The 24,919-nt window shown below is 66.4% G+C and carries 20 protein-coding genes and 1 tRNA gene; 12 read left to right on the top strand and 9 right to left on the bottom strand.

Annotated features, from left to right (window positions below; genetic code table 11):
* Positions 1 to 31 precede the first annotated feature (31 nt).
* From OXF11_06000 to OXF11_05965, 8 genes are all read left to right on the top strand, one after another.
* Entirely contained in the window at positions 32 to 1,330 is a 1,299-nt protein-coding gene (locus OXF11_06000) for an MFS transporter (GenBank protein MCY4486655.1), read from the top strand.
* A gap of 134 nt (positions 1,331 to 1,464) precedes the next feature.
* Positions 1,465 to 2,967 (top strand): ATP-binding protein, encoded by a 1,503-nt coding sequence (locus OXF11_05995; GenBank protein MCY4486654.1) that lies wholly within the window; start codon positions 1,465 to 1,467, stop codon positions 2,965 to 2,967.
* A gap of 74 nt (positions 2,968 to 3,041) precedes the next feature.
* Positions 3,042 to 3,542: a nucleoside 2-deoxyribosyltransferase gene (locus OXF11_05990; protein MCY4486653.1), complete on the top strand. Its 501-nt coding sequence runs from the start codon at positions 3,042 to 3,044 to the stop codon at positions 3,540 to 3,542.
* 89 nt (positions 3,543 to 3,631) lie between these two features.
* Positions 3,632 to 4,072, top strand: coding sequence for an ATP-binding protein (locus tag OXF11_05985; protein ID MCY4486652.1), 441 nt, complete (start codon positions 3,632 to 3,634; stop codon positions 4,070 to 4,072).
* Positions 4,072 to 4,422: an STAS domain-containing protein gene (locus tag OXF11_05980; GenBank protein MCY4486651.1), complete on the top strand. Its 351-nt coding sequence runs from the start codon at positions 4,072 to 4,074 to the stop codon at positions 4,420 to 4,422. The genes OXF11_05985 and OXF11_05980 overlap by 1 nt, the downstream gene beginning before the upstream one ends.
* Complete coding sequence (locus OXF11_05975; GenBank protein MCY4486650.1) at positions 4,412 to 5,620, top strand: SpoIIE family protein phosphatase; 1,209 nt, start codon at positions 4,412 to 4,414, stop codon at positions 5,618 to 5,620. Before OXF11_05980 ends, OXF11_05975 begins: the two co-directional genes overlap by 11 nt.
* 37 nt (positions 5,621 to 5,657) lie before the next feature.
* On the top strand, positions 5,658 to 6,875 hold the full coding sequence (locus OXF11_05970; protein MCY4486649.1) for an ABC transporter substrate-binding protein: 1,218 nt from the start codon (positions 5,658 to 5,660) through the stop codon (positions 6,873 to 6,875).
* Positions 6,872 to 9,034, top strand: coding sequence for a HAMP domain-containing sensor histidine kinase (locus OXF11_05965; protein ID MCY4486648.1), 2,163 nt, complete (start codon positions 6,872 to 6,874; stop codon positions 9,032 to 9,034). The genes OXF11_05970 and OXF11_05965 overlap by 4 nt, the downstream gene beginning before the upstream one ends.
* 99 nt (positions 9,035 to 9,133) lie before the next feature.
* On the opposite strand, the gene OXF11_05960 is transcribed toward OXF11_05965, so the two are convergent.
* The 8 genes from OXF11_05960 to OXF11_05925 all read right to left on the bottom strand — a co-directional run bounded on the left by OXF11_05960 (position 9,134) and on the right by OXF11_05925 (position 18,468).
* Complete coding sequence (locus tag OXF11_05960) at positions 9,134 to 10,549, bottom strand: ammonium transporter (GenBank protein MCY4486647.1); 1,416 nt, start codon at positions 10,547 to 10,549, stop codon at positions 9,134 to 9,136.
* 54 nt (positions 10,550 to 10,603) lie between these two features.
* The gene (gene glnA, locus OXF11_05955; protein MCY4486646.1) at positions 10,604 to 12,019 is read right to left on the bottom strand and encodes a type I glutamate--ammonia ligase; all 1,416 of its coding nucleotides are present in this window, start codon (positions 12,017 to 12,019) and stop codon (positions 10,604 to 10,606) included.
* Positions 12,020 to 12,232: 213 nt separating this feature from the next.
* The gene (locus OXF11_05950; protein ID MCY4486645.1) at positions 12,233 to 13,117 is read right to left on the bottom strand and encodes a transglutaminase family protein; all 885 of its coding nucleotides are present in this window, start codon (positions 13,115 to 13,117) and stop codon (positions 12,233 to 12,235) included.
* The gene (locus tag OXF11_05945; GenBank protein ID MCY4486644.1) at positions 13,114 to 14,085 is read right to left on the bottom strand and encodes an alpha-E domain-containing protein; all 972 of its coding nucleotides are present in this window, start codon (positions 14,083 to 14,085) and stop codon (positions 13,114 to 13,116) included. The genes OXF11_05950 and OXF11_05945 overlap by 4 nt, the downstream gene beginning before the upstream one ends.
* A gap of 26 nt (positions 14,086 to 14,111) precedes the next feature.
* Positions 14,112 to 15,500, bottom strand: a complete 1,389-nt coding sequence (locus OXF11_05940) for a circularly permuted type 2 ATP-grasp protein (protein ID MCY4486643.1) — start codon at positions 15,498 to 15,500, stop codon at positions 14,112 to 14,114.
* A gap of 100 nt (positions 15,501 to 15,600) precedes the next feature.
* Positions 15,601 to 15,676, bottom strand: a tRNA-Ala gene (locus OXF11_05935).
* Positions 15,677 to 15,799: 123 nt separating this feature from the next.
* The gene (recN, locus tag OXF11_05930; protein ID MCY4486642.1) at positions 15,800 to 17,509 is read right to left on the bottom strand and encodes a DNA repair protein RecN; all 1,710 of its coding nucleotides are present in this window, start codon (positions 17,507 to 17,509) and stop codon (positions 15,800 to 15,802) included.
* Between the two features lie 65 nt (positions 17,510 to 17,574).
* Positions 17,575 to 18,468, bottom strand: coding sequence for an NAD(+)/NADH kinase (locus tag OXF11_05925; GenBank protein ID MCY4486641.1), 894 nt, complete (start codon positions 18,466 to 18,468; stop codon positions 17,575 to 17,577).
* 65 nt (positions 18,469 to 18,533) lie between these two features.
* Between OXF11_05925 and OXF11_05920 the strand changes: the two genes are divergently transcribed.
* On the top strand, positions 18,534 to 19,181 hold the full coding sequence (locus OXF11_05920; protein MCY4486640.1) for a nitroreductase family protein: 648 nt from the start codon (positions 18,534 to 18,536) through the stop codon (positions 19,179 to 19,181).
* Positions 19,182 to 19,319: 138 nt separating this feature from the next.
* On the opposite strand, the gene OXF11_05915 is transcribed toward OXF11_05920, so the two are convergent.
* Positions 19,320 to 21,536 (bottom strand): xanthine dehydrogenase family protein molybdopterin-binding subunit, encoded by a 2,217-nt coding sequence (locus OXF11_05915; protein MCY4486639.1) that lies wholly within the window; start codon positions 21,534 to 21,536, stop codon positions 19,320 to 19,322.
* A gap of 206 nt (positions 21,537 to 21,742) precedes the next feature.
* On the opposite strand from OXF11_05915, the gene OXF11_05910 reads away from it, so the two are divergent.
* From OXF11_05910 to hemH, 3 genes are all read left to right on the top strand, one after another.
* Positions 21,743 to 23,443 (top strand): amidohydrolase family protein, encoded by a 1,701-nt coding sequence (locus OXF11_05910; GenBank protein ID MCY4486638.1) that lies wholly within the window; start codon positions 21,743 to 21,745, stop codon positions 23,441 to 23,443.
* Between the two features lie 159 nt (positions 23,444 to 23,602).
* On the top strand, positions 23,603 to 23,920 hold the full coding sequence (locus OXF11_05905; GenBank protein ID MCY4486637.1) for a Rieske (2Fe-2S) protein: 318 nt from the start codon (positions 23,603 to 23,605) through the stop codon (positions 23,918 to 23,920).
* Between the two features lie 40 nt (positions 23,921 to 23,960).
* On the top strand, positions 23,961 to 24,866 hold the full coding sequence (gene hemH / locus OXF11_05900; protein ID MCY4486636.1) for a ferrochelatase: 906 nt from the start codon (positions 23,961 to 23,963) through the stop codon (positions 24,864 to 24,866).
* The last annotated feature ends 53 nt before the right edge of the window (positions 24,867 to 24,919 follow it).

The following is a 24,919-nucleotide window of genomic DNA, read 5'->3' as shown; positions in this document are numbered from 1 at the left end:
AAAGCCTACGTGCCACACTCCCTCCTGCGCCATGCCAGAGTCTCCCCCACGACCGGCCGACCCGCGGGTCCAAGCCGGGCAGTCGCCGGCCGTCGCCCAATCCACCGTCTCCTTTGGGGCATTGCGCCACGGCCACTTCCGCGCCTACTTCTGCTTTACGATGCTGTCCATGATGGCGGACAACATCGAGCACGTCATCAGCTACTGGGTCATATTCGAACTCTTCCGGTGGCCGGAGTTGCAGGGCTTCGCGGTCATCAGCCACTGGTCGCCGTTTCTGCTGCTGTCCTGGTACGTGGGCCTGCTCTCGGACCGTTTCGACTGCCGCCGGGTGATCCAGTGGGCCATGGTACTCTACTTCGTGCTGACCATCGCCTGGGCCTGGTTCATCATCACGGACACGCTCACGGTATGGCACGCGTGCGCGCTGCTGGTGGTGCACGGCGTCGCCGGGGTGCTGTGGAGCCCGGGCAGCCAGCTCATCCTGCACGACATGGTGGGTCCGGAGTTCCTCCAGAGCGCGGTCCGCCTCAACGCCACGGGGCGGCAGTTGGGAATCCTCGCGGGGCCGGCCGTGGGCGGCTACATGATGTGGAAACTGGGCCCGGCCTGGGGGCTGGTGGTGAACGCCATGTTCTACCTCCCCCTGACCCTGTGGCTCTTTACCGTCCCCTACACGGGACACGGCGCCAGCACCAAGACCGTGAAGGCGCGGCGGACCACCTGGGCGCGTTCCCTGGAGGCCCTGCGCGAGGCCCGTGCCAACCGCGTCATCGTCTCCATGGTGTGCCTCGTGGGTCTCTCCTCGCTGATCGTCGGCAACGCCTTCCAGGCGCAGATGCCCGGCTTCGCGCTCAGGCTGGGGCAGGGCGAGGCGGGCTACAGCCTGCTGCTAGCGGCCAACGGCGCCGGCGCTTTCGTGAGCGGCGTGCTGCTGGAGAGCCGCGGCTTTCTCCAGGCGCGGGCGCGCACGGCCGTGGTCCTGGCCATCCTGTGGTGCGCGGCCCTCGGCATCTTCGCGTTCACGCCGTACTTCTACGTGGCGGTGGGCCTGCTCTTCTGCGCCGGCTTCCTGAACCTGGCCTTCCTCACCATGTCGCAAACGCTGGTCCAGCTCATCTCGCCGGCGCATCTGCGCGGCCAGTTGATCGGCCTGTTCATCATGTCCGGCCTCGGGCTGCGCACCTTCAGCGGCGTCACCGTCGGCATCATGGGGGGCGTCGTCGGCATCCAGTGGTCCCTGGGACTGAGCTGCGCCGTCCTGCTCGCGGTCATGCTCTTCCTGCTCGTCGTCACCGCCCGCGCCCACGACGACACGGCCGCGGCCTGAACCACGCCGGGCGCGGCGAACGGCTGCGCCCTCTCGTGTGATGTCCAGCCTTTGGTAGACTCTTGCTTGCCGCCGTTGCGTTGCGTAGGTTCTACGGACGGGGCGCTGGCCGGTTTTCCTTGAAGAACGGGATCATGTCACTGCCGACCCTATTTGCCGATTCGGGCCTTCCAACCGCAGTGGTCGACAACTTGCGGCGGTTCAATCCGTGGTGGGAAGACGAGGCGATGCCGGTGCAACCGCCCACCCGGCGTCATCTGGTGGGGCAGATTCGGCGCCGTCTTGGGGCTCACGTGGCACCCATCGTCGTGGTACGAGGGCCGCGGCAAATCGGCAAGACCACGGCACAGTTCCAAATCATTGAGGATTTGCTCCGCGAGGGGGTAGATCCGCGGCGGATTCTCCGAGTTCAGTTCGATGATCTTGGTACTTTGAAGGGTTTGGTAGAACCCATTCTGCTCATCTCCGACTGGTTTCAACGTCGCATCGCTCCAAAACGGTTCAATGCGTTGGCTCAAGACGGTGAGTCCGCGTACCTCTTTTTTGACGAGGTCCAGAATCTGGACCGATGGGATGCCCAGCTCAAGTCTCTGGTGGACAACGCTTCGGTCAAGGCGGTGGTCACCGGGAGTTCGGCTTTACGGATCGAATTGGGTAGGGATAGCCTGGCCGGGAGGATCAACACCATCGAGGCAGGCGTGCTCTCGCTGACCGAGATCGCATCGTTGCGCGGGTTGGCGGCGCCGGAGCCGTTTCTCAAGGACAACGGCTTGGCGGATCTCTTGGACAAGGGGTTCTGGAGCGCCTTGCGGGAGCACGGGCTTGAACATCGGGAGGTCCGCGAGGAGGCGTTCAGACAGTTTGGGGAGAGAGGTGGTTATCCGGTCGTTCATCGCGAGAAGGATATCGAATTCGCGCAACTGGCGGATCACCTCAACGAAACCGTCATAAAAAGAGTCATCCAACACGACCTGAGAATCGGCGAGCGCGGGCGCAAGCGGGACCCGAACCTGCTCGAAGAATTGTTTCGTTTGGCTTGTCGCTATGCCGGCCAGACCCCGCGGATGGCCACGTTGGCGGAAGAGGCCCGCTTTTCCCTGGGAGCGAACATAGGCTCGCAACGAGTGACCCAATACCTGAGGTTTCTCGGCGATACTTTGCTCGTCCGCCTGATTCCCCCTTTGGAAATCCGCCTCAAACGGAGGAGGGGCAGTCCGAAACTCTGTCTCGTGGACCACGGCCTCAGGGCCAGCTGGTTGCAGGAACACATTCCGCTTGTGCCGGAGGCCCTGATGAGAAATCCCGAGTTGACGACGCTGGCCGGTCATCTGGCGGAGAGCATCTTCGGATCAGTGGCGTCGACCGTGCATGGTCTGGATGTGGCGCATTTCCCGGAGAGGGGGACGGATAGGGAGGTCGACTTTGTCCTCACCGTGGGTGGCACTCGGATACCGGTCGAAGTCAAGTATCAGCGGCGTATCGACCCGTTCCGCGATACCTTGGGAATCCGCTCGTTCCTCGACAAGTCTCTAAACCATGCACCGTTCGGGCTCCTCATCACACAGGACTACTTCGCGACGGTGGACGACCCACGGATCGTTGTGCTCCCTTTGTCCACTTTCATGATGCTCCGCTGACGGGTCATTAGCCGGCTACGCAGAATCGCCGCCGGTCGCTTGCGCGCGCGCTGCCGGCATGGCACACGAACCCCATGCCTTCCACAAAGATCGCGTCCGTGAAGACCCTCTACCTGGCCAATCCTTACGGCTTCTCGGCGCAGCAGCGGGAGGGGCCGCTGGCGGCGCTGGCGGCGGCGCTGGCAGCCCTCGGGGTGGAGGTGTGGGAGCCGTTCGCGCGCAACAACCAGGTGGACACGGCGGAGGCCGGCTGGGCATACCGCGTCGGGCAGGCCGACCTCCGGGACGTGCGCGACGCGGACGGGCTGTTCGCGGTGGTCAACGGCTGTCCTCCGGATGAGGGCGTCATGGTGGAGCTGGGCATGGCCATCGCCTGGGAGAAACCGGTTTTCCTCTTCCGGGACGACTTCAGGCGCTGCACCGACAGCGAGGTCTATCCGCTGAACCTGATGCTCTTCACCGGCCTTCCGCGGTCCGGCTGGGAGGCATACTGGTACACTTCCGTGGAGGATATCGCGGACCCGGACAAGGCTCTCGCGCGATGGGTGAAGGAAGGACACCCCGGTGGTTGTTGACAGGGTATCGTTTGATCTATTAACTTCTCACTGGTTCAAGTTGTGACCCCAAGTATAATAGAACACGTACGCTGTTCGAGATGACCGTCATGAAGACAGCGCTTCCCCGGCTTTCCGTCGACCTCGAGCCCGAGCTGTCGTCAGCGCTCAAGGACTTGGCCGAGGCGGTTGCGCGTTTCGGCGAGGCCAACGGACTTTCCGAGGCGCAGATTCACAACCTGAGCCTCGCGCTGGACGAACTGGCGACCAACACGATTTCGTACGGGTTCGCGGATTCGGACCGGCAGGAACTGCGGGTGGAGTTGCGCATCGAGGCCGACGAGGTGGTGGCCCAACTCGATGACAGCGGCATCGCCTTCAATCCGTTCGAGGAAGTCGGCGAGCCCGACCTCCTCGCCTCCATCGACGACCGTCCCATCGGCGGCCTCGGCGTCTTCCTGACCAAGACCCTTTTCCCGAACCCTGATTACCAACGTATCGACGGATACAATCGAATTACCCTACGCGCCCCCGTGAAAGGAGACAGTTGATGGCAACCGGAAGCGTTTTGGACCTCACTACTGAGACCGAGGGCGACACCACGGTCGTCATTCCCGCAGGCCGCATCGATGGCAGCACGGCCAGCCCGTTCCAGGAGTCTCTGCTGAAACTCATCGAGGGAGGCAAGGGCTCGCTCGTCGTGGACTTCGAGAATATCGAGTACATCAGCAGCGCCGGGCTGCGCGTGTTGCTGCTGGCGGCGAAGCAACTGCAGGCGGGAGGCCGCAAGATCGTCCTCTGCGCCATGCGGGACCACATTGCCGAGGTGTTCAAGATCAGCGGCTTCAGCGAGATCCTGGCGATTCACCCGACACGACAGGACGCCATCGATGCCGGATAACCTCGAAGAGGCGATCGTCGAGGCCTTGTCCGAGGCGACAGACGGCCCCATCAAGATCTTGGTCGTGGACGACGAGGTGGATCTCGAGACCCTTGTGTTGCAGAAGTTCCGCCGGCGCATCCGCCGAAACGAGTTGGTGTTCAACTTTGCGCACAACGGGCAGGAAGCCATGGAGAAGCTCGACGCGGATGACGACATCGCAATGGTCATCTCGGACATCAACATGCCGGTGATGGACGGCCTCGCGCTACTCAAGCAACTCAACGAGACCAAGCCCAACATTCGCTCGGTGATCGTGTCGGCCTACGGCGACATGAACAACATCCGCACGGCCATGAACCGCGGGGCCTTCGATTTCGTCACCAAGCCCATCGACTTCACCGATCTCGAGATCACCATCGACAAGACCCTGAAGCACTTGGCGCTCGTGCGCGAGGCGTTGTCCAACCGGGATCAGTTGGTGGCCCTGAGCCGGGAACTGGACGTGGCGCGGGACATGCAGGCGTCGGTGCTGCCGCGCAGCTTTCCCTCCACCGAGCGCTACAACACGCACGGGCTCATGGTTCCGGCGAAGGAGGTCGGGGGCGACTTCTACGATTTCGTGCCCTTGGGAGAGGACAAGATCGGCGTCGCCATCGGTGACGTATCGGGCAAGGGCGTCCCGGCCGCGCTGTTCATGATGGCCTGTCGCACGCTGCTCCGGAGCCACGCGCTGGAGGGCGGCCGGCCGGACGAGTGTCTCGCGTACGTCAACAACCTGTTGGCCGACGACAACGAGAGCTGCATGTTCGTGACCCTGTTCTACGGCGTCTTCGACTCCGGGAGCGGCGTCTTCAACTACTGCAACGGCGGCCACAACCCGCCTCGCCTCGTGCACAGGGGCGGGCAGGTGTCGGCCCTGCCCACCACCCACGACGTGGCGCTGGGCGTGCTTCCCGGCCATGAATTCAGCCAGGAAGCCCTTCAGCTCGAGGCCGGCGACGTGCTGTTCTTCTACACGGACGGCGTCACCGAGGCCGAGGGACCGGGGGCGGAGGAACTGGGCGAGCAACGGCTCGACGCGTTGCTCAACACGCTCGCCGAGGCTCCGTGCGACGATGTCACCTCCCGGGTGCTCGACCAGGTGCGTGAGTTCGCCGGCGGGAACCCGCAATCGGACGACATTACCTGTGTGGCGTTGCGCTATCTCGGAGGATAGTGTCCCCTCCGGGAAGGACACCAGGGTCCCCGTCGACGTGAGAGGAACCGCGCGCTACGTGGCGTTGTTGCTGCTGCCGGTCCTGGCCGCCTTCGTGTCCGTGGCCGCGGCGGCACAGGGCGAGGCGCCGGCGGAGCCCCCGGCGGCGTCCGCGACCACCCTGGGCGTAAGCTCGAGTGCCGTCGTGTTCGGGCAATCCTGCGCCTTGAGCGGCCCCGCCAAGGCGTTGGGAGAAGGGATGCGCCTTGGCATTACGGCGGCCTTCGAGGAGGCCAACCGGGCTGGCGGGATTCACGGACGGCAACTGCGCCTCGAGACCCTCGACGACCGCTACGAGCCCGAGGCGGCCATCGCCAACACCGACCAGCTCGTCGGCGAGGAGCAGGTCTTCGCGCTGATCGGCGCCGTGGGCACGCCCACATCGAAGGCCGCGGAGCCCATCGCGACCGAGGCCGGCGTTCCCTACGTCGGCGCCTTCACGGGGGCGGAGTTCTTGCGCGACGCGCGCCGGCGTCCTACCGTCATCAACGTGCGCGCGTCCTACTATCAGGAGACCGAGGAGATGGTCGAACGCCTCACCCGCGACCTCGGGGTGAAGCGCATCGGCATCCTCTACCAGGACGATTCCTACGGACGCGCCGGGCTCGCGGGCACGCTGCAGGCGCTCCACCGGCGCGGCATGACGCTGGCGGCGGAGGCCACTTACCCGCGCAATACCCGCGCGGTCAAGACCGCGGTGCTCGACCTGCGCGAGGGCCGTCCCGAGGCGGTGATCATTGTCGGCGCCTACGAACCCGTGGCGGAATTCATCAAGTGGTCCCGCTATCTCGACTTCAATCCCGTCTTCGTGAACATATCCTTCGTCGGCAGCTCGGCGCTGGCAAGGGCGCTGGGCCCGTCGGGCAAGGACGTCATCGTGACCCAGGTGGTGCCCTTCCCCCACGACCGCTGGATCCCCGTCGTCGGGCAATACCATGAAGCGCTGCGCGCGGTGGCCGCAAGCGCGGAACCGGGCTTCGTCTCCCTCGAGGGATACCTGACCGGCAGAGTCGCCGTGGAGGCACTGCGCCGAGCCGGAGCGAATCTCACGCGCAAGGGTTTCATCCGCGCCCTGCAAAAGGCCGGCACCATGGATCTTGGCGGCTTCATGCTGCTTTACGGGGAGTCCGACAACCAGGGCTCCGACCGGGTGTACCTGACCGTGATCGACGGCTCCGAGCGGTTCCGCTCGATCCGGCGTCTGGAGCGGCCTTGAGTCTCGTCAACGTTCTTACACGCGTCGAGAGCTGGCGCATCGGCATCGGCGTCAAGATGTACACCGCCTTCGGCGCGGGCGTGCTGCTCATGCTGGCGGCCAGCGCGGTGGCGCTGGTCGCGTTCGGGGTCGTGAGCAATTCGCAACGGCGGATTACCGAGAAGAGCGTGCCCAGCCTGGTAGCCGCCATCCGCGCCGCGCAGCAGAGTTCGGCGCTCGTCAACGCGGCGTCGCGTCTTGTATCGGCCTCGTCCGCCGAGGATCTGACCGAGGTCAAGACAACCATCGCCCGGGACAAGGAGTTGCTCGGCAAGTTGATCGAGGAGCTCCAGACACAGGACTCGCTGGGAAATCAGCAACAGGCGGACCGGCTTCGTTCCCTCTCCGACGCCCTCACCACGAATCTGGACAAGATCGAACAGTCGTCATCGCGGCGGCGGGAGATCGAACTCCGGCTGCACGCGCGGGAGGTCGAGATCCCTGTCATGACCCGGCAGATCGACCGCATCCTCGTGCCCGAGATCGACGACCAGGCTTTCTTTCTCGCCACGGGCCTGAGGGCGATCGGCGACAGTCCGGTACCTGCCGAGGAACGCACGTCGTACGCGGAACAGGTGCGCTATCGCGATCTGCTGACTCTGCACACGCAGGCCAACCTCGCCGCGAGGCTGCTGGCCGAAGCCGCGGTGCTGAACGACCGCACTCTGATCCAGCCGCTGCGGGAGCGCTACAACGCGGCCCTCGGCTCGTTCGAGCGCGCCTTCGGGGCCTCCGAGGCACACGCCGCTCCCACGCGGATGCTCGACTTCGAGTTCGAAAGGCTCAAGTCGTTGGGGCGCGGGGCCGAAGGAATCTTCGACCTGCAGGAAGCCATCCTGCGCGAAGCGGAGTTGCAGGCAAAGTACATCGAGGATAACCGCTCCACCGCGGCTGGTCTGTTGGCAACCATGGACCGCGTGGTGGCGGTGGCGGACCGCCACGCGGCCGAGGCCAGCCAGGCCTCCAGCGCGGCGGTGAGCACCAGTATGATCGTGCTGGTGGTGCTCAACGTGGTGAACGTCGTCGGCGCCGTCGCCCTCGGGTGGATCTTCGTCGGTCGCTACCTGATCCGGCGCCTCACCGGGTTGGCCGCGTCCATGCGGTCCATGGCCGACGGCAACCTGGAGGTGCCGGTGGAGGTCCGGGGTAACGACGAGGTGACCGACATGGCCGAGGCGCTGGAGGTATTCCGGCGTCACTCTCTGGAAGTGCAGCGCCTCAACCTTGTGGAGAAGCTCGCCGACGAGTTGAAGGACAAGAACGGGGAGTTGGAGCAGACCCTCCAGGACCTGAAGACGGCGCAGCACCAGGTGGTCATGCAGGAGAAGCTGGCCTCCCTGGGTCAGCTCGCCGCCGGCATCGCGCACGAGATCAAGAACCCGCTCAATTTCGTCAACAATTTCTCCGAGGTGTCCGGCGAGTTGATCGAAGAGGTTCGGGAGGTGTTGGGCGAGGTCCGTGAACAGCTCCCCGAGGACGCGCGTGATGAGATCGAGAGCATCCTCGACGATCTGACCTCCAATCTCGGCAAGATCAACCAGCACGGCAAGCGCGCCGACGGCATCGTGCGCAGCATGCTGGATCACTCGCGTGCGCAATCCGGCGACCGGCGCGCGGTGGACCTCAACGCGCTGCTCAAGCAGTACGCCGATCTCGCCTATCACGCCATGCGCGCCAAGGACCAGCGGTTCAACGTAACCTGGGAAGAAGACTTCGACATCGCTGTCGGCGAGGTGGAGGTGGTGCCTCAGGACTTGAGCCGCGTGTTCCTCAATCTCATCACCAATGCATGTCAGGCGACATTCGAGCGCGCCAAGGGCGATAGCCAGTATGAGCCGCGCATCCGGTTGTCGAGCAAGCGTCAGGACGACCAGGTCGAGTTCCGCGTCCGCGACAACGGCCCCGGTGTCCCGCAGGACATGATCAAGAAAATCTTCGAACCCTTCGTCACCACCAAGCCCACGGGAGAAGGCACGGGACTGGGTCTGTCTCTTTCCCAGGACATCGTGTCCCAGCACGGGGGGCTCATGGGGGTCGAATCGGACTCCGGCGTCTATACCGAGTTCTGGGTCACCCTTCCCGCGCCCGCGACATCGTCCGCCGGCACGCAGCCCGGCTGATTGCCCGCTTCCTTCACATGAGAGGACGGCGTGGCGGCCGGCATTGCCGACCGCCACGCCGTCCTCTTTTCCAGCGCGGTGCTCGCGGTGCCGCGCTCGTCACTCGTCGCCGCGGATCGCGGCCACGTCGTCCGGATCGGGCATGAGCATGAACTCCGGATACGCCTCGATACCGAGCTCTCCCGCGTCCTGCCCGAGTTCCTCCACCGAGTAAGACACCCGCACCTCCATGATCAGCTTCAGTCCGAACCACAGGGCGTACGAGGCTCCGAAGGCGAACGCACCCACGGCGACGACGCCGAGAAGCTGGACGCCGAAGTTTCCGCCCGCGACGATGCACGTCGCCAGCGTCCCCCAGATGCCCGCGAACAGGTGCACCGGCACCGCCCCCACCACGTCGTCCACCTTGAGCGCATCCAGGAGCCTCATGCCCGCGACGCAGATCCCGCCGCCGATGGCGCCGATGACGACGGCCCAGATGTGCGTGGTGAAGTCCGGTCCGGCGGTGATGGACACGAGCCCCGCGAGAGCGCCGTTCAGGCCGGCGAGCAGGTCGATGCGGCCCAGTATGGGGCGGGCCATGACCAGGGCGACGAGGAACCCCGCGCCCCCCGCCAGGTTGGTGTTGACCAGGATATGGCTGATGGCGATGGCGTCCGCGGCGCCGCTCAGTGCCAGTTGCGAGCCGCCGTTGAAGCCGAACCACCCGAACCACAGGATGAAGATCCCGAGCGTCACGATGGGGATGTTGGACGGCGGCGTGCTCTTGACGCTGCCGTCGGGACGGAACTTGCCGCGTCTCGGTCCCACCACCAGCGCCCCCGCCAAGGCCGCCCAACCGCCCGTGGAGTGGACGATGGTGGAGCCGGCGAAGTCCTTGAACTCCATCGCTCCGAGCCATCCCGCGCCCCAGGTCCACGCCCCCACGATGGGATAGACGACGCCCGTGAGGATCGCGATGAACAGAAAGAAGGTCCAGAGCTTTACCCGTTCCGCCAGGGTGCCGGAGACGATGGACGCGGTGGTGGCCACGAACACCATCTGGAAGAACCAGTCGGACATGGTCGAGTAGTTGTTCTTGAGGACCGCCTCCCGCGCCTCTTCCTGGCCGGCCAGCAGGGCTACCTCGCTGGCCGTCGGTCCGTAGAGGCCGGTGAAGGTGCCGATGAAGCTGCCCACGTCCACGTACATGAGGTTGTAGCCGATGAAGAAGTACATCAGCCCGGCGATGGAGTAGAGGCCGATGTTCTTGAGGCAGATCATGGAGACGTTCTTGGTCCGCACCATGCCCGATTCCAGCATGGTGAAGCCCGCGCACATCCACATGACGAGTGCGCCCCAGATAAGGAAGGAGAAGGTGTTCAGGACGAACTGCACCTCCTTTTCCACGGCGGCGTGCGCGGACGTGGCCAACCAGACGAAGCCCAACGCGGCCACCAGTCCTCCCGCCGCCGCCAAGCGGCTCCAATGCCCACCCAATACGGAAACCCTTGTCGGAAAACCATGAATGCTCATGTTACCGGCACCTCCCGTTGCATGGATTAGGGACACTCGATGGGGTTGCTACTCCTAGATGTGGAAGTAGTGGAAGAACTCCGCCGGCACCGGGTGCAGGAAGACATCCTTCGATTCCTGTTCCTTGAACGCGATGTAGTGGTCGATGACATCCTGGGTGAAGACATCGCCCACGAGCAGGTAGTCGTGGTCCGCGCCCAGCGCCGCGACGGCCTCTTCCATGGACGTGGGTACGGAAGGGATCCGCGCCGCTTCCTCCGGGGACAATTCATAGATGTCCGTGTCGGTGGGATCGCCGGGGTCGATGCGGTTGCGGATGCCGTCGAGCCCCGCCATCAGCAAGGCCGAGAAGGCCAGGTAGGTGTTGGCCGAGGGGTCGGGCGAGCGGTACTCGATGCGCTTGCTGGCGGGTGAGGTTTCGTACGTGGGAATGCGCACGGCGGCGGAACGGTTGCGCGCCGAGTACGCCAAATAGACCGGCGCTTCGAAGCCCGGCACCAGCCGCTTGTAGGAGTTGGTCGTGGGGGCGCAGAAGGCCAGCAGCGAGGGACTGTGCTTGAGCAGGCCGCCGATGTAGAAGCGCGCCAGCTCCGACAGGTCCGCGTAGGCGCCGGCCTCGTAGAAGAGCGGCGTGTCCCCGAGCCACAGCGACTGGTGCACGTGCATGCCGCTGCCGTTGTCGCCGAACAGCGGCTTGGGCATGAAGGTCGCCGTCTTGCCGTGGGCCCTGGCCACGTTGCGCACGATGTGCTTGTACCACTGGGTCTCGTCGGCCTTCCGGCGCAGGGTCTGGAAGCGCGTCGCGATCTCGCCTTGCCCGCCCGTGGCCACCTCGTGGTGGTGGACTTCGAACTCGAGACCCACTTGCTCCATCTTCTCCGACATCTCCCAGCGCAGGTCGGCGAGCTGGTCGAACGGCGGGACGGGCGAATAGCCCTGCTTGGGCGGGATCTTGTAGCCCAGGTTGCGATCGCCCTCCTCCCGCGCCGAGTTCCAGTCGGCCTCATCGGAGTCGACGGTATGGAAGGACGAGTTGGGCTTGAGCCCGAAACGCACGTTGTCCAACACGAAGAACTCGAGCTCCGGGCCGAAGAACGCCTTGTCGGCGATGCCGGTGGTGGCGAGATGGGCCTCCGCCTTGGTGGCGACCCAGCGCGGATCGCGGCTGTAGCGATCTCCGGTCAACGGGTCGACCACGTCGCAGATGAGCTTGAGCGACGGCTCCGGCTCCACCGGATCGATGCGCGCCGAGTCGAGGTCGGGCACCAGCAGCATGTCCGACTGGTCGATGGACTGGAAGCCTCGCAGGCTGGAGCCATCGAAGCCCTGGCCGCGTTCGACGAGGCTTTCCTTCACCTTGGAAGGGGGTATCGAGAAGTGTTGCCAACGGCCGATGAGGTCTGTGACGAGCAAGTCGACGCGCCGCACGTCGTTGTCGGCCATCAGTTGTTGGATTTCAGAAAGTGTCATGATCGCCTCCCATGCGTGTTCGCGTCAGTGCTGACCCCTCTGTGACAAGGAACTGTGGTCGCGGCCTGCATTTCAGGTCCGGGACCCTCGACCCTTGATAGATAGCTGCGTCTCAATCCTTGAAACAACGTCCGATATCATAGTTCTCGCGCCTTTCCGAGAGAGAATCGGTGAAAAAGCGTGTGGCGCGGGCCGAGGTCCGCGCCTGCTCCTTCAGTTCCACGGGCCTTGGCCGTCCGACTCCGAGTCGTCGACGCGTTCGATCGCCACCTCCGTGTCGAGGATCGAACCGCCGGCGCCACGGAACGTGCCGCGCGTGGGCGGCACGTCGGCGTAGTCCCGCCCCACGGCGACCCGGATGTGACGCTCGTCGCCCTCCGTATCGTTGGTGGGGTCGAACCCGTTCCACCCGGCGCCGGGAAACCAGGCTTCCACCCACGCGTGGCTCTCGCCTTCCGACACCCCCGCCGCGCTCGGTCCCAAGTACCCCGAAACGTAGCGGCACGGTATGCCCCATCCCCGCAGGACCGCGGCCATCACGTGGGCGTAGTCCTGGCATACGCCCCGGCCGGTCTCGAGGATACGGTCGATGGGCGAGTCCACCGTGGTTTCGCCCGGCGCGTACTCCAATACGCGGTAGAGCGTGGTGCAAAGCTCGCGCGTGCTGACCAGCGGGTCGTCGCCGGGTGCGATGCCGTGGGTTTCCAGGAACTTCTCCAGGGCCGGCGTCGGTGCCACGAAGCGGCTGGGGTGCAGCATCGGCCAGAGCGCGACGTTGTGGGCGGTGCGCCGCAGGAGTGTCCATGCCGCGGGGTCCAACCGTTTCGGGGCACGCGCCACCGGTCCCAACTCCACCGTCGAACGAGCGACGACGCGCAGTTCTTCACGAACCCGCGGCCGCTCGAGGAAATGCCCGGTGTTGCCGAAGGGATCGGTGAACTCGAACAACGCGCCGTCCGGTTGGGTCTCGACAAGAAACTTCCGCACCAGTTGCACGCGGTCACGGAGCGGACAGACGTAGAGCGTCATCACCGAGTCCTCCGCCGGCGCGGGATAGCGAAAGCACATGCGGTGCTCGATCTGGTAGGTCACGGTCACGTCGCGAGCTCCCGCGGAAGAGTATGGGTGACGTAGGCGGCCATGGTGAGATCGTGGAGCCCGCGGCCGTGCTGTCCGACGGCGCGGAAGAATTCACCGGCCTCTCCGGAGAGGCCGGTGGGTTCCACCTCGATGGATGCGGCCAGACGCAGCGCCATGCGGTGGGGCGCCGCCATGGGGTAGCGGGCGCCCACCGGATCGATTCCGGACAGCAGCCGGGCGATGCGCTGAGCGGCGAAGTGCAGTGAGCGGGGGAGTTCCGGGTCCTGGGTGAGAAGGCCAATCGTCTGCTGCCGCTCCACGTTGGTGGAATGGCGGCGGCAGTAGACTTCATAGGCGCCGCACACGCGCAAGAGGTCCGCCCATGAGAGGGCGCTGGCCCCCGCTTCCTCGCGGTTGAACTCGACCCAGCCCGCCAGCAGCTCGGCCTGATGCTGCAGCCGCTCGATGAACCGGCCCAGCTCCAGGAAGCGCCACGCTTCGTCCCGCGGCATGACCGCCTCCACGACCCCGGCCAACAGATGCAGCCGATCGACGGCCTCGCCCACCAGGGCCGACGGTCCGCGGGTCCACGCGGTGTTGAAATCGCTGTCTCGTATCCACAGATAACCTTGGTTGAGACAGGTCCATACCGGCAGCGGCAGTTGCGCCCTTACGCGTTGCCCGTTCTCTCTCGCGTGCTCCCAACAGGACAGCAGCGAGTCGGGATTCGCCCGCTCCTCCACGAGCTTGCCGGCCAGGGTGTAGGCGTCCGGTATGACGACCGTTTCGGCGTCGTCTCCGCTGGCGATCATGCTCACGGACGTTTGTCCCAGGATCCGATAGACCGCCTGCCATCCCAGGGTCAACTCGTCCGCCGGCCGGTCCGGGAGGCGGTTGAGCTGAAAGCGCAGCAGCCGCGCCGTGTGCTCGATGCGCTCCGCGTGACGGCCCAGCCAGTAGAACTCGGCCGCTAGACGTGCGAGCATAGTCCGTTCCTCGGTGCCGACCGCACTCAATCCTCCACGATCCACAAATCCTTGCAGCCGCCACCCTGGCTGGAATTGACCACGAGGCTGCCGCGGCGCAACGCCACCCGACACAGCCCGCCGGGAACGACGTGCTGCTCGTCGCGGCCCTGCAGCACGAAGGGACGCAGGTCGACGTGGCGCGGCTCGATGGCGCCGTCGATGAAGCACGGCGCACGGGACAGCGCGAGCACCGGTTGCGCGATGAAGTTGGCCGGATCGGCGCGCAGCCGCTCGGCGTAGCGGGCGCGCTCGTCCGCGCTCGCATGCGGGCCCACCAGCATGCCGTAGCCTCCGGCCCCGCCCACTTCCTTGACCACCAGCTCTTCGAGGTGCTCCAGGGTGTAGGCCAACCCCGAAGGCTCGCGGCACAGGTGGGTCTCGATGTTGGCGAGGATGGGCTCCTCGCCCAGGAAGTAGCGGATGATCTCCGGGACGTACGCGTACAGGCTCTTGTCGTCGGCTACTCCGGTACCGGGCGCGTTGGCCACCACCACGTTGCCGGCGCGATAGGCGTGAAAGACCCCCGCCGCCCCCAGGACCGAGTCGGAGCGGAACTGCACCGGATCGAGGAAGTCGTCATCGATCCTCCGGTACAGCACGTCCACGCGGCGCAGGCCGGAGGTGGTGCGGCTGTAGAGCGCGCTGTCGCGCAGGATCAGGTCCTGCCCCTCCACCAGGTCGATGCCCATCTCGCCGGCGAGAAACGCATGTTCGTAGTACGCGGCGTTGTGCATGCCCGGAGTCAGGATCGCCACGCGGGGAGCCTGTTGAGAAGGTCGCAGCGAGGCCAGTGTTCTGTAGAGCAACTCGGCGTAGTCGGAGACCTCGCGTACCCGGTTGGCGCGATAGAGCCGCGGGAAGGCCTCCTTGATGGCGTTCCGGCAGGCGAGCATGTACGACACTCCGGAGGGCACGCGCAGGTTGTCCTCGAGGACGGCGAAACCGTCGTGGGTGCGCACCACGTCGGTGCCGCAGACCGCGACGTAGACGTCATGGGGTACGTTGAGGCCGCGCATCTCCATGCGGTATTGCGGGCAACCCAACACCAGGTCGATGGGAACGATCCTGTCCTTGAGGCACCGCCCCTCGTGATAGACGTCCTTGAGGAAGAGGTTGAGCGCCGCCAGCCGCTGTTTGAGGCCGCGTTCGAGGTGTTGCCACTCCGTCGCCGTCAGCACCCGCGGGACACAGTCGATGGGAATGATCTGCTCGGTTACATTGTCGGCGTCGAGCACCGTGAACGTGATGCCTTCGTGCAGGAAGTGCCGATAGACGCCGTCTTGGAGCTTGACGAGGTCTTCGGGCGCCAGCTCGGCCAACGCCGCGTGCAGTCCGCGGGATGAGTTGCGGGGGTTGCCGTGGGGTTCGAACATTTCATCGTAGAAGCACGCATCCAGGTCATAGCCTGAAAAGACCCCGCCTCCCGCTGCTCGAAGCTGCGACACACCACCTCCAGACAGGTTTCTGGAAACGTGGTGGAGCCGACCGGGATCGAACCGGCGACCTCTTGAATGCCATTCAAGCGCTCTCCCAGCTGAGCTACGGCCCCACGCTCGGAAACTTGGGCGGTACGGATCCCGCAGGATCTTCGACCGCCGGTTGGATGACAAGCATAACCGATACGCGGGCCGCGAGGCAAGGGGGATGCGTTGGCGGGCTCGGGCGCGGCGCGCTACGTCCGGCCGGGCTGGTCGACCTTGAGCATCTCGGCGGCATGCCGTTCCGCCTGCGCGGTCACCTCCACGCCCGCCAGCATCCGTGCCAGCTCGCGCACGCGCTCCGCCTCTTCGAGCTTCCGTACCGTGGTGAAGGTGCGGCCCCGATCGACGGTCTTCTCCACCACGTAGTGAGAGCGCGCCAGGGCAGCGATGGGGGCGAGGTGGGTCACGCAGATCACCTGGCGGGACTGCGCCACGGTGGCGAGCTTGCGGCCCACCATCTCGGCCACGCCTCCGCCGATGCCGGCATCCACCTCGTCGAACAGCAGGGTGGGGATCTCGCTCCCGCTCAACACGACGGACTTGAGCGCCAGCATGAGGCGCGACAGTTCGCCGCCCGAGGCGATCCTGGCGAGGGGCCGGACCTCGTGGCCCGGGTTCGGCGAGAAGAAGAACTCGATGTCGTCGACCCCGTCCGGCCCGATGCGCCTGTCTCCCATCACGAACGGCGGCTGGTCGCGGGTGTCGGCGCGCGCGCGAAAACGCACCTCGAAGGTCGTGTTGGGCAGTCCTATCTGGGCGGTTTCCTGCTCCATGCGGCGCTGGAGCGTCTTGGCCGCGCGCCTGCGCAGGCGCGACAGTTCCTCCGCCAGTTTCCACGCGGCATCCCGGGCCGCCTCGAACTCCCGCGTCAGCGCGGCCAGACTCTCCTCGCCGCGGTCGATGGCCGTGAGCTCTTCCCTCGCCCGTTCGGCCAGCGCCAGGATCTCTTCCACCGACGCGCGGTATTTTCGCCTCAGCCGGTTGATCTCGGCCAGACGGTCTTCGAGCCGTTCCAGCTCCCGCGGGTCGAAATGCAGCCGGTCCGCATACTGGCGGATTGCTGCCGCGGCCTCATCGAGTTGCGCCACCGATCCTTCCAGCAGCGTCACCGCCTCGGACAGCGTGCCGTCGATCTCCGCCATGTCACGGAGGCGCGGGAGGAACCGTCCCAGCGCTCCCACCACGGCGTTGTCATCCTCGTAGAGGAGGCTCTCGCCTTCCTTGCAGGTCTGGTAGAGCTTCTCGGAATGGACGATCAGCCGGCGCCTGTCGAGCAGGGCATCCTCTTCGCCGGGTTCGAGCCTCGCGTCTTCGATCTCATCCGCCTGGGCACGCAGGAAGGCTTCTTCCCGAGCCGCGTCCGCGAGCTTCTCCCGGAGATCGCACACCCGTCGCCAGGCGTCCGCGAACGCCGTGAAGCGCTCCCTCATGGCGGCGGCCTTGTGCTCGAGGCCGCCGTGGGCGTCGAGCAGGGCGAGGTGGGTTTCGGTGCGCAGCAGCGTGTGCTGCTCGTGTTGTCCGTAGATGTGGATGAGGCCGGGGGCGATTTCGGACAGGAGCGAGCGCGAGGCCAGGCTGCCGTTGAGATAGATGCGGCCGCGGCCCCCGCGGTTCACGACTCTCTTCAGCACCAGTTCGTCGTCGTCTCCGCAGCCGGCCGCCTCGAGGGCGCCGCGCGTGGGCGCGGGCAGGTCTCCGAACAGGGCCTCCACGGTGGCCTCGGTTTCGCCTTCGCGGATCAGGTCGGACGACGCCCGGCCTCCGAGGATGAGGTTCAAGGCGGCGAGGACCATGGTCTTGCCGGCGCCCGTCTCGCCCGTGAGCACGTTCAGCCCAAGCCCAAGCTCCAGCTCGGCCTGGTCGATGACGGCGATGTTGCGGATGCGAAGCTGCTGCAGCATGGATGCGACCGCCAGTGCGACGCGTCACGCTAGTGTCCTGTCTGGTTAATCAACCAGACAGGACACTAGCGCTCTCCCCACTTGAGCTTGTTGCGCAGCACGTCGAAGTACGACCGCGTCGGGAGGCGTACCAGCGACACCGGCGACTTGTGCCGGCGCACCTCCACGCGGTCGCCGTTGTTCAGGAGTATGCCTTCCTGGCCGTCGGGGATCAGGATGACGGTGTCCCCGGAGGACCTCAGGGTCGACCGGATACGGGCGTCGCTGGCGATGACGATGGGCCGGTTGGTGGTCAGCGTGTGCGGACAGATGGGACAGAGGATGATGGCGCTCATGGCCGGGTGAAGAATCGGGCCGCCGGCCGCCAGCGAATACGCGGTCGATCCCGTGGGCGTGGAGATGATGAGACCGTCGGCCCGGTACGTGCACAGGTAATCACTGCCGACGTAGGTCTCCAGGTCGATGATCTTGGAGCGGGCGCCCTTGGTGATGACAGCGTCGTTGAGGATACGGAGGTGCTGTACGCCGTCCTTGCCCGAAATGCTGACCTGCAAGGTCATGCGTTTCTCGATGGTGTAGTTCTCCGCGATGGTGCTGGCGAGCACCTCTTCGAGCTCGTCCAACGCGATCTCGGTGATGTAGCCGAGGCCCCCGAGGTTGACCCCGACGATGGGCACCTCGGGCCGTTCCACCAGGCGGGCGATGCTCAGGAGCGTGCCGTCTCCGCCCAGGACGACGATCAGGTCGGCGCGTTCGGCCATTTCCTCCTTGCGCGCGACGCTGCCGCCCGCGGTGCCGAACTCGGCCTCCACGAGCACCTCCATGCCGCGGCCCTCCAGCCACGGAATGGTCCCGCGCATGATCTTCTCGGCCTTCTCCTCTCCGTACTTCGCAACGATTCCGACGACGTTGATCATGGTCCTGCGGCAGAAGTACCACAGGGTAGTCAAGGATGCCATCTTGTGTTTGGAAGTGGTGTCGGCAGGCAGTCGTGTCGACAGGCGCGGAGAGAAGGGAGGCAACGATGGACACACATGGACTGCTGGATGTGATGGCGGCGCGCCGCAGCGTGCGCGTTTACAAGAGCGGGCGGGTGACGGACGAGCAGCTACGGCTCATGTTCGAGGCGGCCCGGCTCGCACCGTCCGGAGCCAACAGCCAACCGTGGGAGTTCATCGTGACCCGGGACCGGGCGAAGATGCGCAAGGTCCGGGCGATCTATTCCGCCGAGTGGAACCAGCGCAAGCTCGAGGATCCGGTGAACTACAAGGGGCTCAAGAAGGACTACGTGGGCGACGTGAGCGCCCTGGTCCTGGTGTGCGGCGACGCCCGCACCCGCCGGGTCTACCTCACCACGCGTCAGCCCTCGGACCGTGAGAAGCTCTTCCAGGCCAACGTGGCCAACGCGGTGGAGCACATGATGCTGGCGGCGGCGAGCATGGGCTTCGGCACGGTGTGGGTCTCGGTGCGCAAGGAGGTGGAGCCGGAGCTGCGCGCGCTGTTCGAGGTGCCGCGCCCGCTGCGCCTGCTATGGGTGATGCCCGTGGGGCTCCCGCGCGCCTGGCCCAAACCCAAGCCGCGCCGCAAGGTAGACGACTTCGTCCACTGGGAAACCTACGACCGGGACAAGCTGCGCCCGGAGTCGCGGATCACGTCCTGGCCCAAGTCGTAGGGGAAACGGCGGCGGAGACTCGCCACGACACCGTCATTCCCGCGGAAGCGGCTGTGTCCATACTCCCGAGGCAACGGTGCCCCCGAAACGTCATTCCCGCGGAAGCGGGAATCCAGGCGGGGCGGGGCCGGAGGCCGTTCACCCCTCCTGCAACGCGTTGTACACCTTCTCCGCGGTGATGGGCAGGTCCAGGATGCGCACCCCCACCGCGTTTTCCACCGCGTTGGCGATGGCCGGCGCCGTGGCCACGATGCTCATTTCCCCGATGGCCTTGGCGTTGTAGGGACCGGGACCGGTCTGGTCCTCCACCAGCACGGTCTCCAGCGCTGGCAGGTCCTTGACGCACGGCACGCAGTAGTCGCCGAGGTTGAGGGTCGTGACCCGTGGCCCGTCCTTGACCATCTCTTCCATCACCGCGTAACCCAGGCCCTGCACGAAGCCGCCGTCGATCTGTCCCTGGTGCCCCAAGGGGTTGATGACGGTGCCGACGTCGTGGGCCGTCACCACCTTCTTCACGTCCACGGTGCCGGTCTCCCGGTCCACCGCCACCTCCGCCACCTGGACGAAGAAAGCCGGCACCGGCGAGCGCTCGGGACGGTAGGACTTGCGCACGGACAGCGCCTTCTCCTCGGCGATGAGCTTTCCGGCCACGTCGGCGAACGCCAGCGATGCGGCGCCGGCCGTGAAGAGGCCGTCCGCCAGGGCGACCGCGTCGGGCTTGCAGGCGAGGGCCTGGGCGGCCGCCTCGGTCATCCGGTCGCGCAGTTCCTGCACCGCTTCCACCAGGCCGCGCCCCACCATGGCGGTGATCTTGCTGCCGCCGGGCTCGGCGTCGGTCTCGAAGGTGTCGGTGTCGCCGCGCGCCACCTGCACGCGGTCCGCCGGCAGGGTCAGCATCTCGGCGGTGATCTGGCGCAGCAGGGTGTGCGTGCCCGTGCCGATGTCGGGGATGGCGGTGAGCACCGTGACCCCGCCGCCGGCGTCGCAGGTGAGCTCCAGGTTGACCGTGCCGCTGCCGCCGGTGTGGCGGAAGGAGAGGGCCATGCCCCGGCCGGTGTCGGGGCCGGCGGGCGCGTCGTTCCATCCCGCCGCCGCGAGCGCGGCCTCCAGGGTCTCGCGGCAGCGGATCTTCTGCATGGCGCGCTTGTTGGGCAGCTCGTCGCCGTCCTGCATCAGGTTCTGGAGCCGCAGCGCCACCGGGTCCATGTCCAGCTCCCGCGCCAGCATGTCCAGCAGCGACTCGATGGCGAACACCGTCTGCGGCTGCCCCGGCGACTTCATGTAACCGCCGGGCACGCCGTTGGTGTAGACGTTGTAGGTACGGATGGCGTAGTCGGCGATGCGGTAGGCGTTGACGATGAAGGTGCCATCGATCTCCGAGGGCTTGAAGCCGGAGTAGGCGCCGGTGTCGAAGTAGATGTCGCTGTCCAGGGCCGTCAGGGTACCGTCGCGCCGGGCCCCGAGCTTGACGCGCATCACCGAGGGGTGGCGCGGGTCGCCGGCCATGAGTTCCTCGGTGTAGTTCATCACCATCTTCACCGGGCGCCCCGCGGCCCTGGACAGGTAGTAGCAGACCGGCACGTCCATCTGGGAGCCCTTGCCGCCGAAGTCGCCGCCAAGGGCGACGCCGTGGACGTGGATGTTCGCCTCGTCCAGCTCCAGTTGCGCGGCCAGCATCTGCTTGAGCCGGAACGGCGCCTTGCACGACGCCCACACGTCGATGCGGCCCGGGTCTCCGGCCGATACCACGGTGGCGTGGGGTTCCAGGTACACTTGGTGCACCCCGGGCGTGCGGAAGGTGTGCTCGACCACGACCTCGGCGTCCGCCATGGCGCGCGCCGCGTCGCCGGCGCTGTGTTCCTTGAGGGACAGGGCGTTGGCCCGGTCCTCCGGGCGGCCGGGCACGCCGGCGTAGTCCGCGAGCCCCTCGTGGATCACCGGCGCCCCGTCGGCCAGGGCTTCCTCGATGCCGGCCACCGCGGGCAGCTCCTCGTACTCCACCTCGATGAGCGCCAGCGCCTGTTCGGCCGCGTCCGCCGTCTCCGCCGCCACCGCCGCGATCTTGTCGCCGATGAAGCGCACCTTGTCGCGCGCCAGCACGGGCAGGTCCTGAAGGCTCACGCCCACGCGGAAATCGGGCACGTCGGCGCCCGTCAGCACCGCGCGTACCCCCGGCACCTGCCGCGCCCGGGACGCGTCCACGCGCGCCAGCCGGGCATGCGCCATGGTGCTGCGCAAACACCTGCCCCACAACGCCTCCGGCACGTCCACGTCCGCCGTGTACACCATTCGCCCGGAAACCTTGTCCGGCCCCTCCACGCGTCCTACCGGTTGCCCTACGACCTTGAGATCCATGGTTGCTCCTGTTCGTTTTCGCCGGTTGAGTGGGTATCGAGGTCGGCGACTCCGGCTGGAAAGTGTGGCCGATTGATCCGAAAAGGGCAATGACGCAACGTGTTGCACAACCCCCCGCGATTCAATATGCTCCGCCAAGGCGGTTCGGCCTCCGCGGAGGTTCCGTTCGCTGATGTCCAGACGTTGCGACGAAGGAGGACTTGTCCATGGAATATGATCTGCTGATACGCGGCGGGCGCGTGGCCGACGGTTCCGGGCTGCCGTCCCATACGGCGGACGTGGGCGTGAAAAACGGCAAGATCGTCGGGGTGGGCCGCCTCGGCGGCTCGGCGAACAGGACCATCGACGCCAGCGGGCTGGTGGTGGCGCCGGGTTTCATCGACCACCACACGCACATGGACGCGCAGATCCTCTGGGATCCCTACGGCACTTCCGAGCCGCAGCACGGCATCACCTCCATCGTCATGGGCAACTGCGGGCTGGCGCTGGCGCCGGTGAGCGACGGCGGCGAGGAGGCCCTGGTGAAGAGCTTCGTGCGCGTGGAGGCGATCCCGCGCTTCGCCCTGGAGAAGGGCGTGACCTGGGGCTGGCACAGCTACGGCGAATACCTCGATTCCCTGGAGGGCAAGCTCGGCATCAACGCCGGCGGCCTGGTGGGGCACATCGCGGTGCGGCAGAACGTCATGGGCGAGGAATCGGTGGAGCGCAAGGCCACGGCCGGCGAGGTGAAGACGATGAAGGGCCTCGTGCGCGGGGCCATGGAGGCGGGCGCGCTCGGGTTCTCCACCAACCGCAACGAGCGGCACATGCGCGAGGACGGCAAGCCCGTGGCGAGCCGGCTGGCGGACGACGAGGAGCTCTACGCCCTGTGCGACGTGCTCGGAAAGATGAACAGCGGCATCATCGAGACCATCCTGGGCCGCAACAAGATGGAGCACTTCGACATCTACCACGATCTGGCGAGCCGGACGCAGCGCCCGATCATCTGGCAGAGCGTGCACCATCGCTGGGCCGAGCCCACCCTCTGGCAGGAGCAGTTGGACGCGGTGTCGCGCATCTTCCGGGACGGCTACCGCGCCTACGGCCTCAGTCAGACGGTGCCGCTGGTGCGCCACTTCAATCTGCAGAACGCCCAGCTCTTCGACGAGTTCCCCACCTGGAAGAACATCATGTTCCTGCCCGTGGAGGTGCGCCAGCAGGCCTTCGCCGACCCGGACACGCGCGCCAAGCTGCGTGAGGACCTGGCCACCAAACGCCTGACCAATTTTCACCGGCGCTGGGACATCGTGCAGGTGGAGAAGGTGGTCAAGGAAGAGAACAAGCGCTACGAGGGCAAGAGCGTGGCGGACATGGCGGCCATGCGCAACCAGGATCCGGTGGACGCCTTCCTCGACCTGTCGCTGGACGAGGGGCTGCTCACCACCTTCCAGAACGCCAACACGGGCGGCGATGCCCAGGCCATGGGCGAGATCCTGCGCAGCCCCTATGTGCTGGTGGGGACGTCGGACGCCGGCGCCCACGTGATGTACGGCGCCGACTTCGGCTACGGCACCACGCTGCTGGGCCTGTGGGTGCGCGAGCGCGGCATCATGACGCTGGAAGAGGCGGTGCACAAGCTCACCTTCCACGTGGCCTCCGTCTACGGGCTGGAAGGCCGGGGGCTGATCCGGCCGGGCTACGCCGCGGATCTCACCCTGTTCGATCCCGACACCGTGCGCGCCTACGAGCCGGAGTGGGCCGATGACTACCCGGCCGGGACCAAACGGCTGATCCAGCGTTCCGACGGCATCCACTACACCATCGTCAACGGCGGCGTGATCTACGACGACGGCCGCCTGAGCGGCGACCTGCCGGGCCAGGTGCTGCGCGGCGGCGGTTACGCGCCCAGCAGGGCGGCGGCCGCGTAGGGCTACGCTCGGGACGAACGGGGGATGGGGAAGCGGTCCGTCAGGGGCCGTAACCGTTTGCCTTGACTCGGTTCATGATGCGATTGGGTTTCTTGCAGGGGCGGCCGCGTGGTCGCCCCTGCGTGCATCATGGCAGCCGGGATCGATTGGGAGGAAAGCGTGGGAGTGACCTACATACCGGTGGCGCGCGCGGATGAATTGGAGCCGGGGCAGCGCAAGGCGGTGGAGTTGAACGGGCGCGCGCTCGTGGTGACGCGCCTGGAGAACGATTACTTCGCGTTCTCGCGCTACTGTCCGCACGAGAGCGCGGACCTGATGAACGGCCCGATCCTTGCGGGCAAGGTGCGCTGCGACAACCATGGCTATTGTTTCGACCTCCACTCGGGGGAGTGCGTGCTGCCCAAGGGCGCGGACCCGCTGACGGTGTTGCCGGTGGAGGAGCGCGGCGAGGAACTTTGCATCCGCATCGAGTGGTAGCCGCCGGATTCCGGCTCATCCGTACGAATATCCGGGAGACATGAACCGTTTCGACGCGATCCTGCTGATCGCTTTCGGCGGCCCGGAGAATCCCGACGAAATCCGTCCGTTCCTCGAGCGCGTGACCGAGGGGCGGGGCATTCCGCCGGCGCGCCTCGAAGAGGTGGCGCGCCACTACGAGCAGATCGGCGGGCGCTCGCCGTTGAACGACCTGACGCGCCGCCAGGCGCAAGGGCTGCGCGAGCGGCTTCAGCGGGACGGCCGCGCGACACCCGTGTACGTGGGCATGCGCAACTGGCGTCCGTTCCTGGACGAAACCCTGGAGGCGCTCGCGGCCGACGGTCGCCGGCGCGTGCGCGGCATCGTTCTTTCCGCCTTCCGGACCGAGGCCTCCTGGGACCGCTACATCGCCAGCGTGGAGGCCGCGCGCGAGGCCCTGGGGCAACGGGCTCCCGTGGTCGAGTACGCCGAACCCTGGGCCGGCCATCCGCTGTTCATTCGCGCGGTGGCCGGCCGCGTCACCGCCACACTCGAAGGGCTGCCGCCGGCGTCCCGCGGCGCCCCGCTGGTGTTTACCGCCCACAGCATTCCCCGGTCCATGGCCGACGCTTCCCCCTACGTGGAGCAGTTCGCCGACGCCTCGCGGCGGGTGGCCGAGGCCGTGGGGAGCGCGCGCTGGGCGCTGGCGTACCAGAGCCGCAGCGGCAACCCCAGGGATCCCTGGCTCGAACCCGACGTGTGCGATTCGATCGAGGACCTCGCCCGGGCAGGCGAGAAGGCGGTGATCGTGGTGCCCATCGGTTTCGTCTGCGACCACGTTGAGGTGCTCTACGACCTCGACGTGGAGGCCCGGCGGAAGGCGCTCGATCTGGGCATGGAGTACCATCGGGTGCCCGCGGTGAACGATCACCCGCTCTTCATCGACATGCTCGCGGAAGGGGTCTAGCCTCCTGCCTGTCAGACAGGCTTGCGAGCACCCGGCGGCCGTATTGACCGTGC

Source organism: Deltaproteobacteria bacterium (assembly GCA_026712905.1).
GTDB lineage: Bacteria > Desulfobacterota > Binatia > UBA9968 > JAJDTQ01 > JAJDTQ01.
This window is presented reverse-complemented; position numbering and strand designations above follow the sequence as displayed.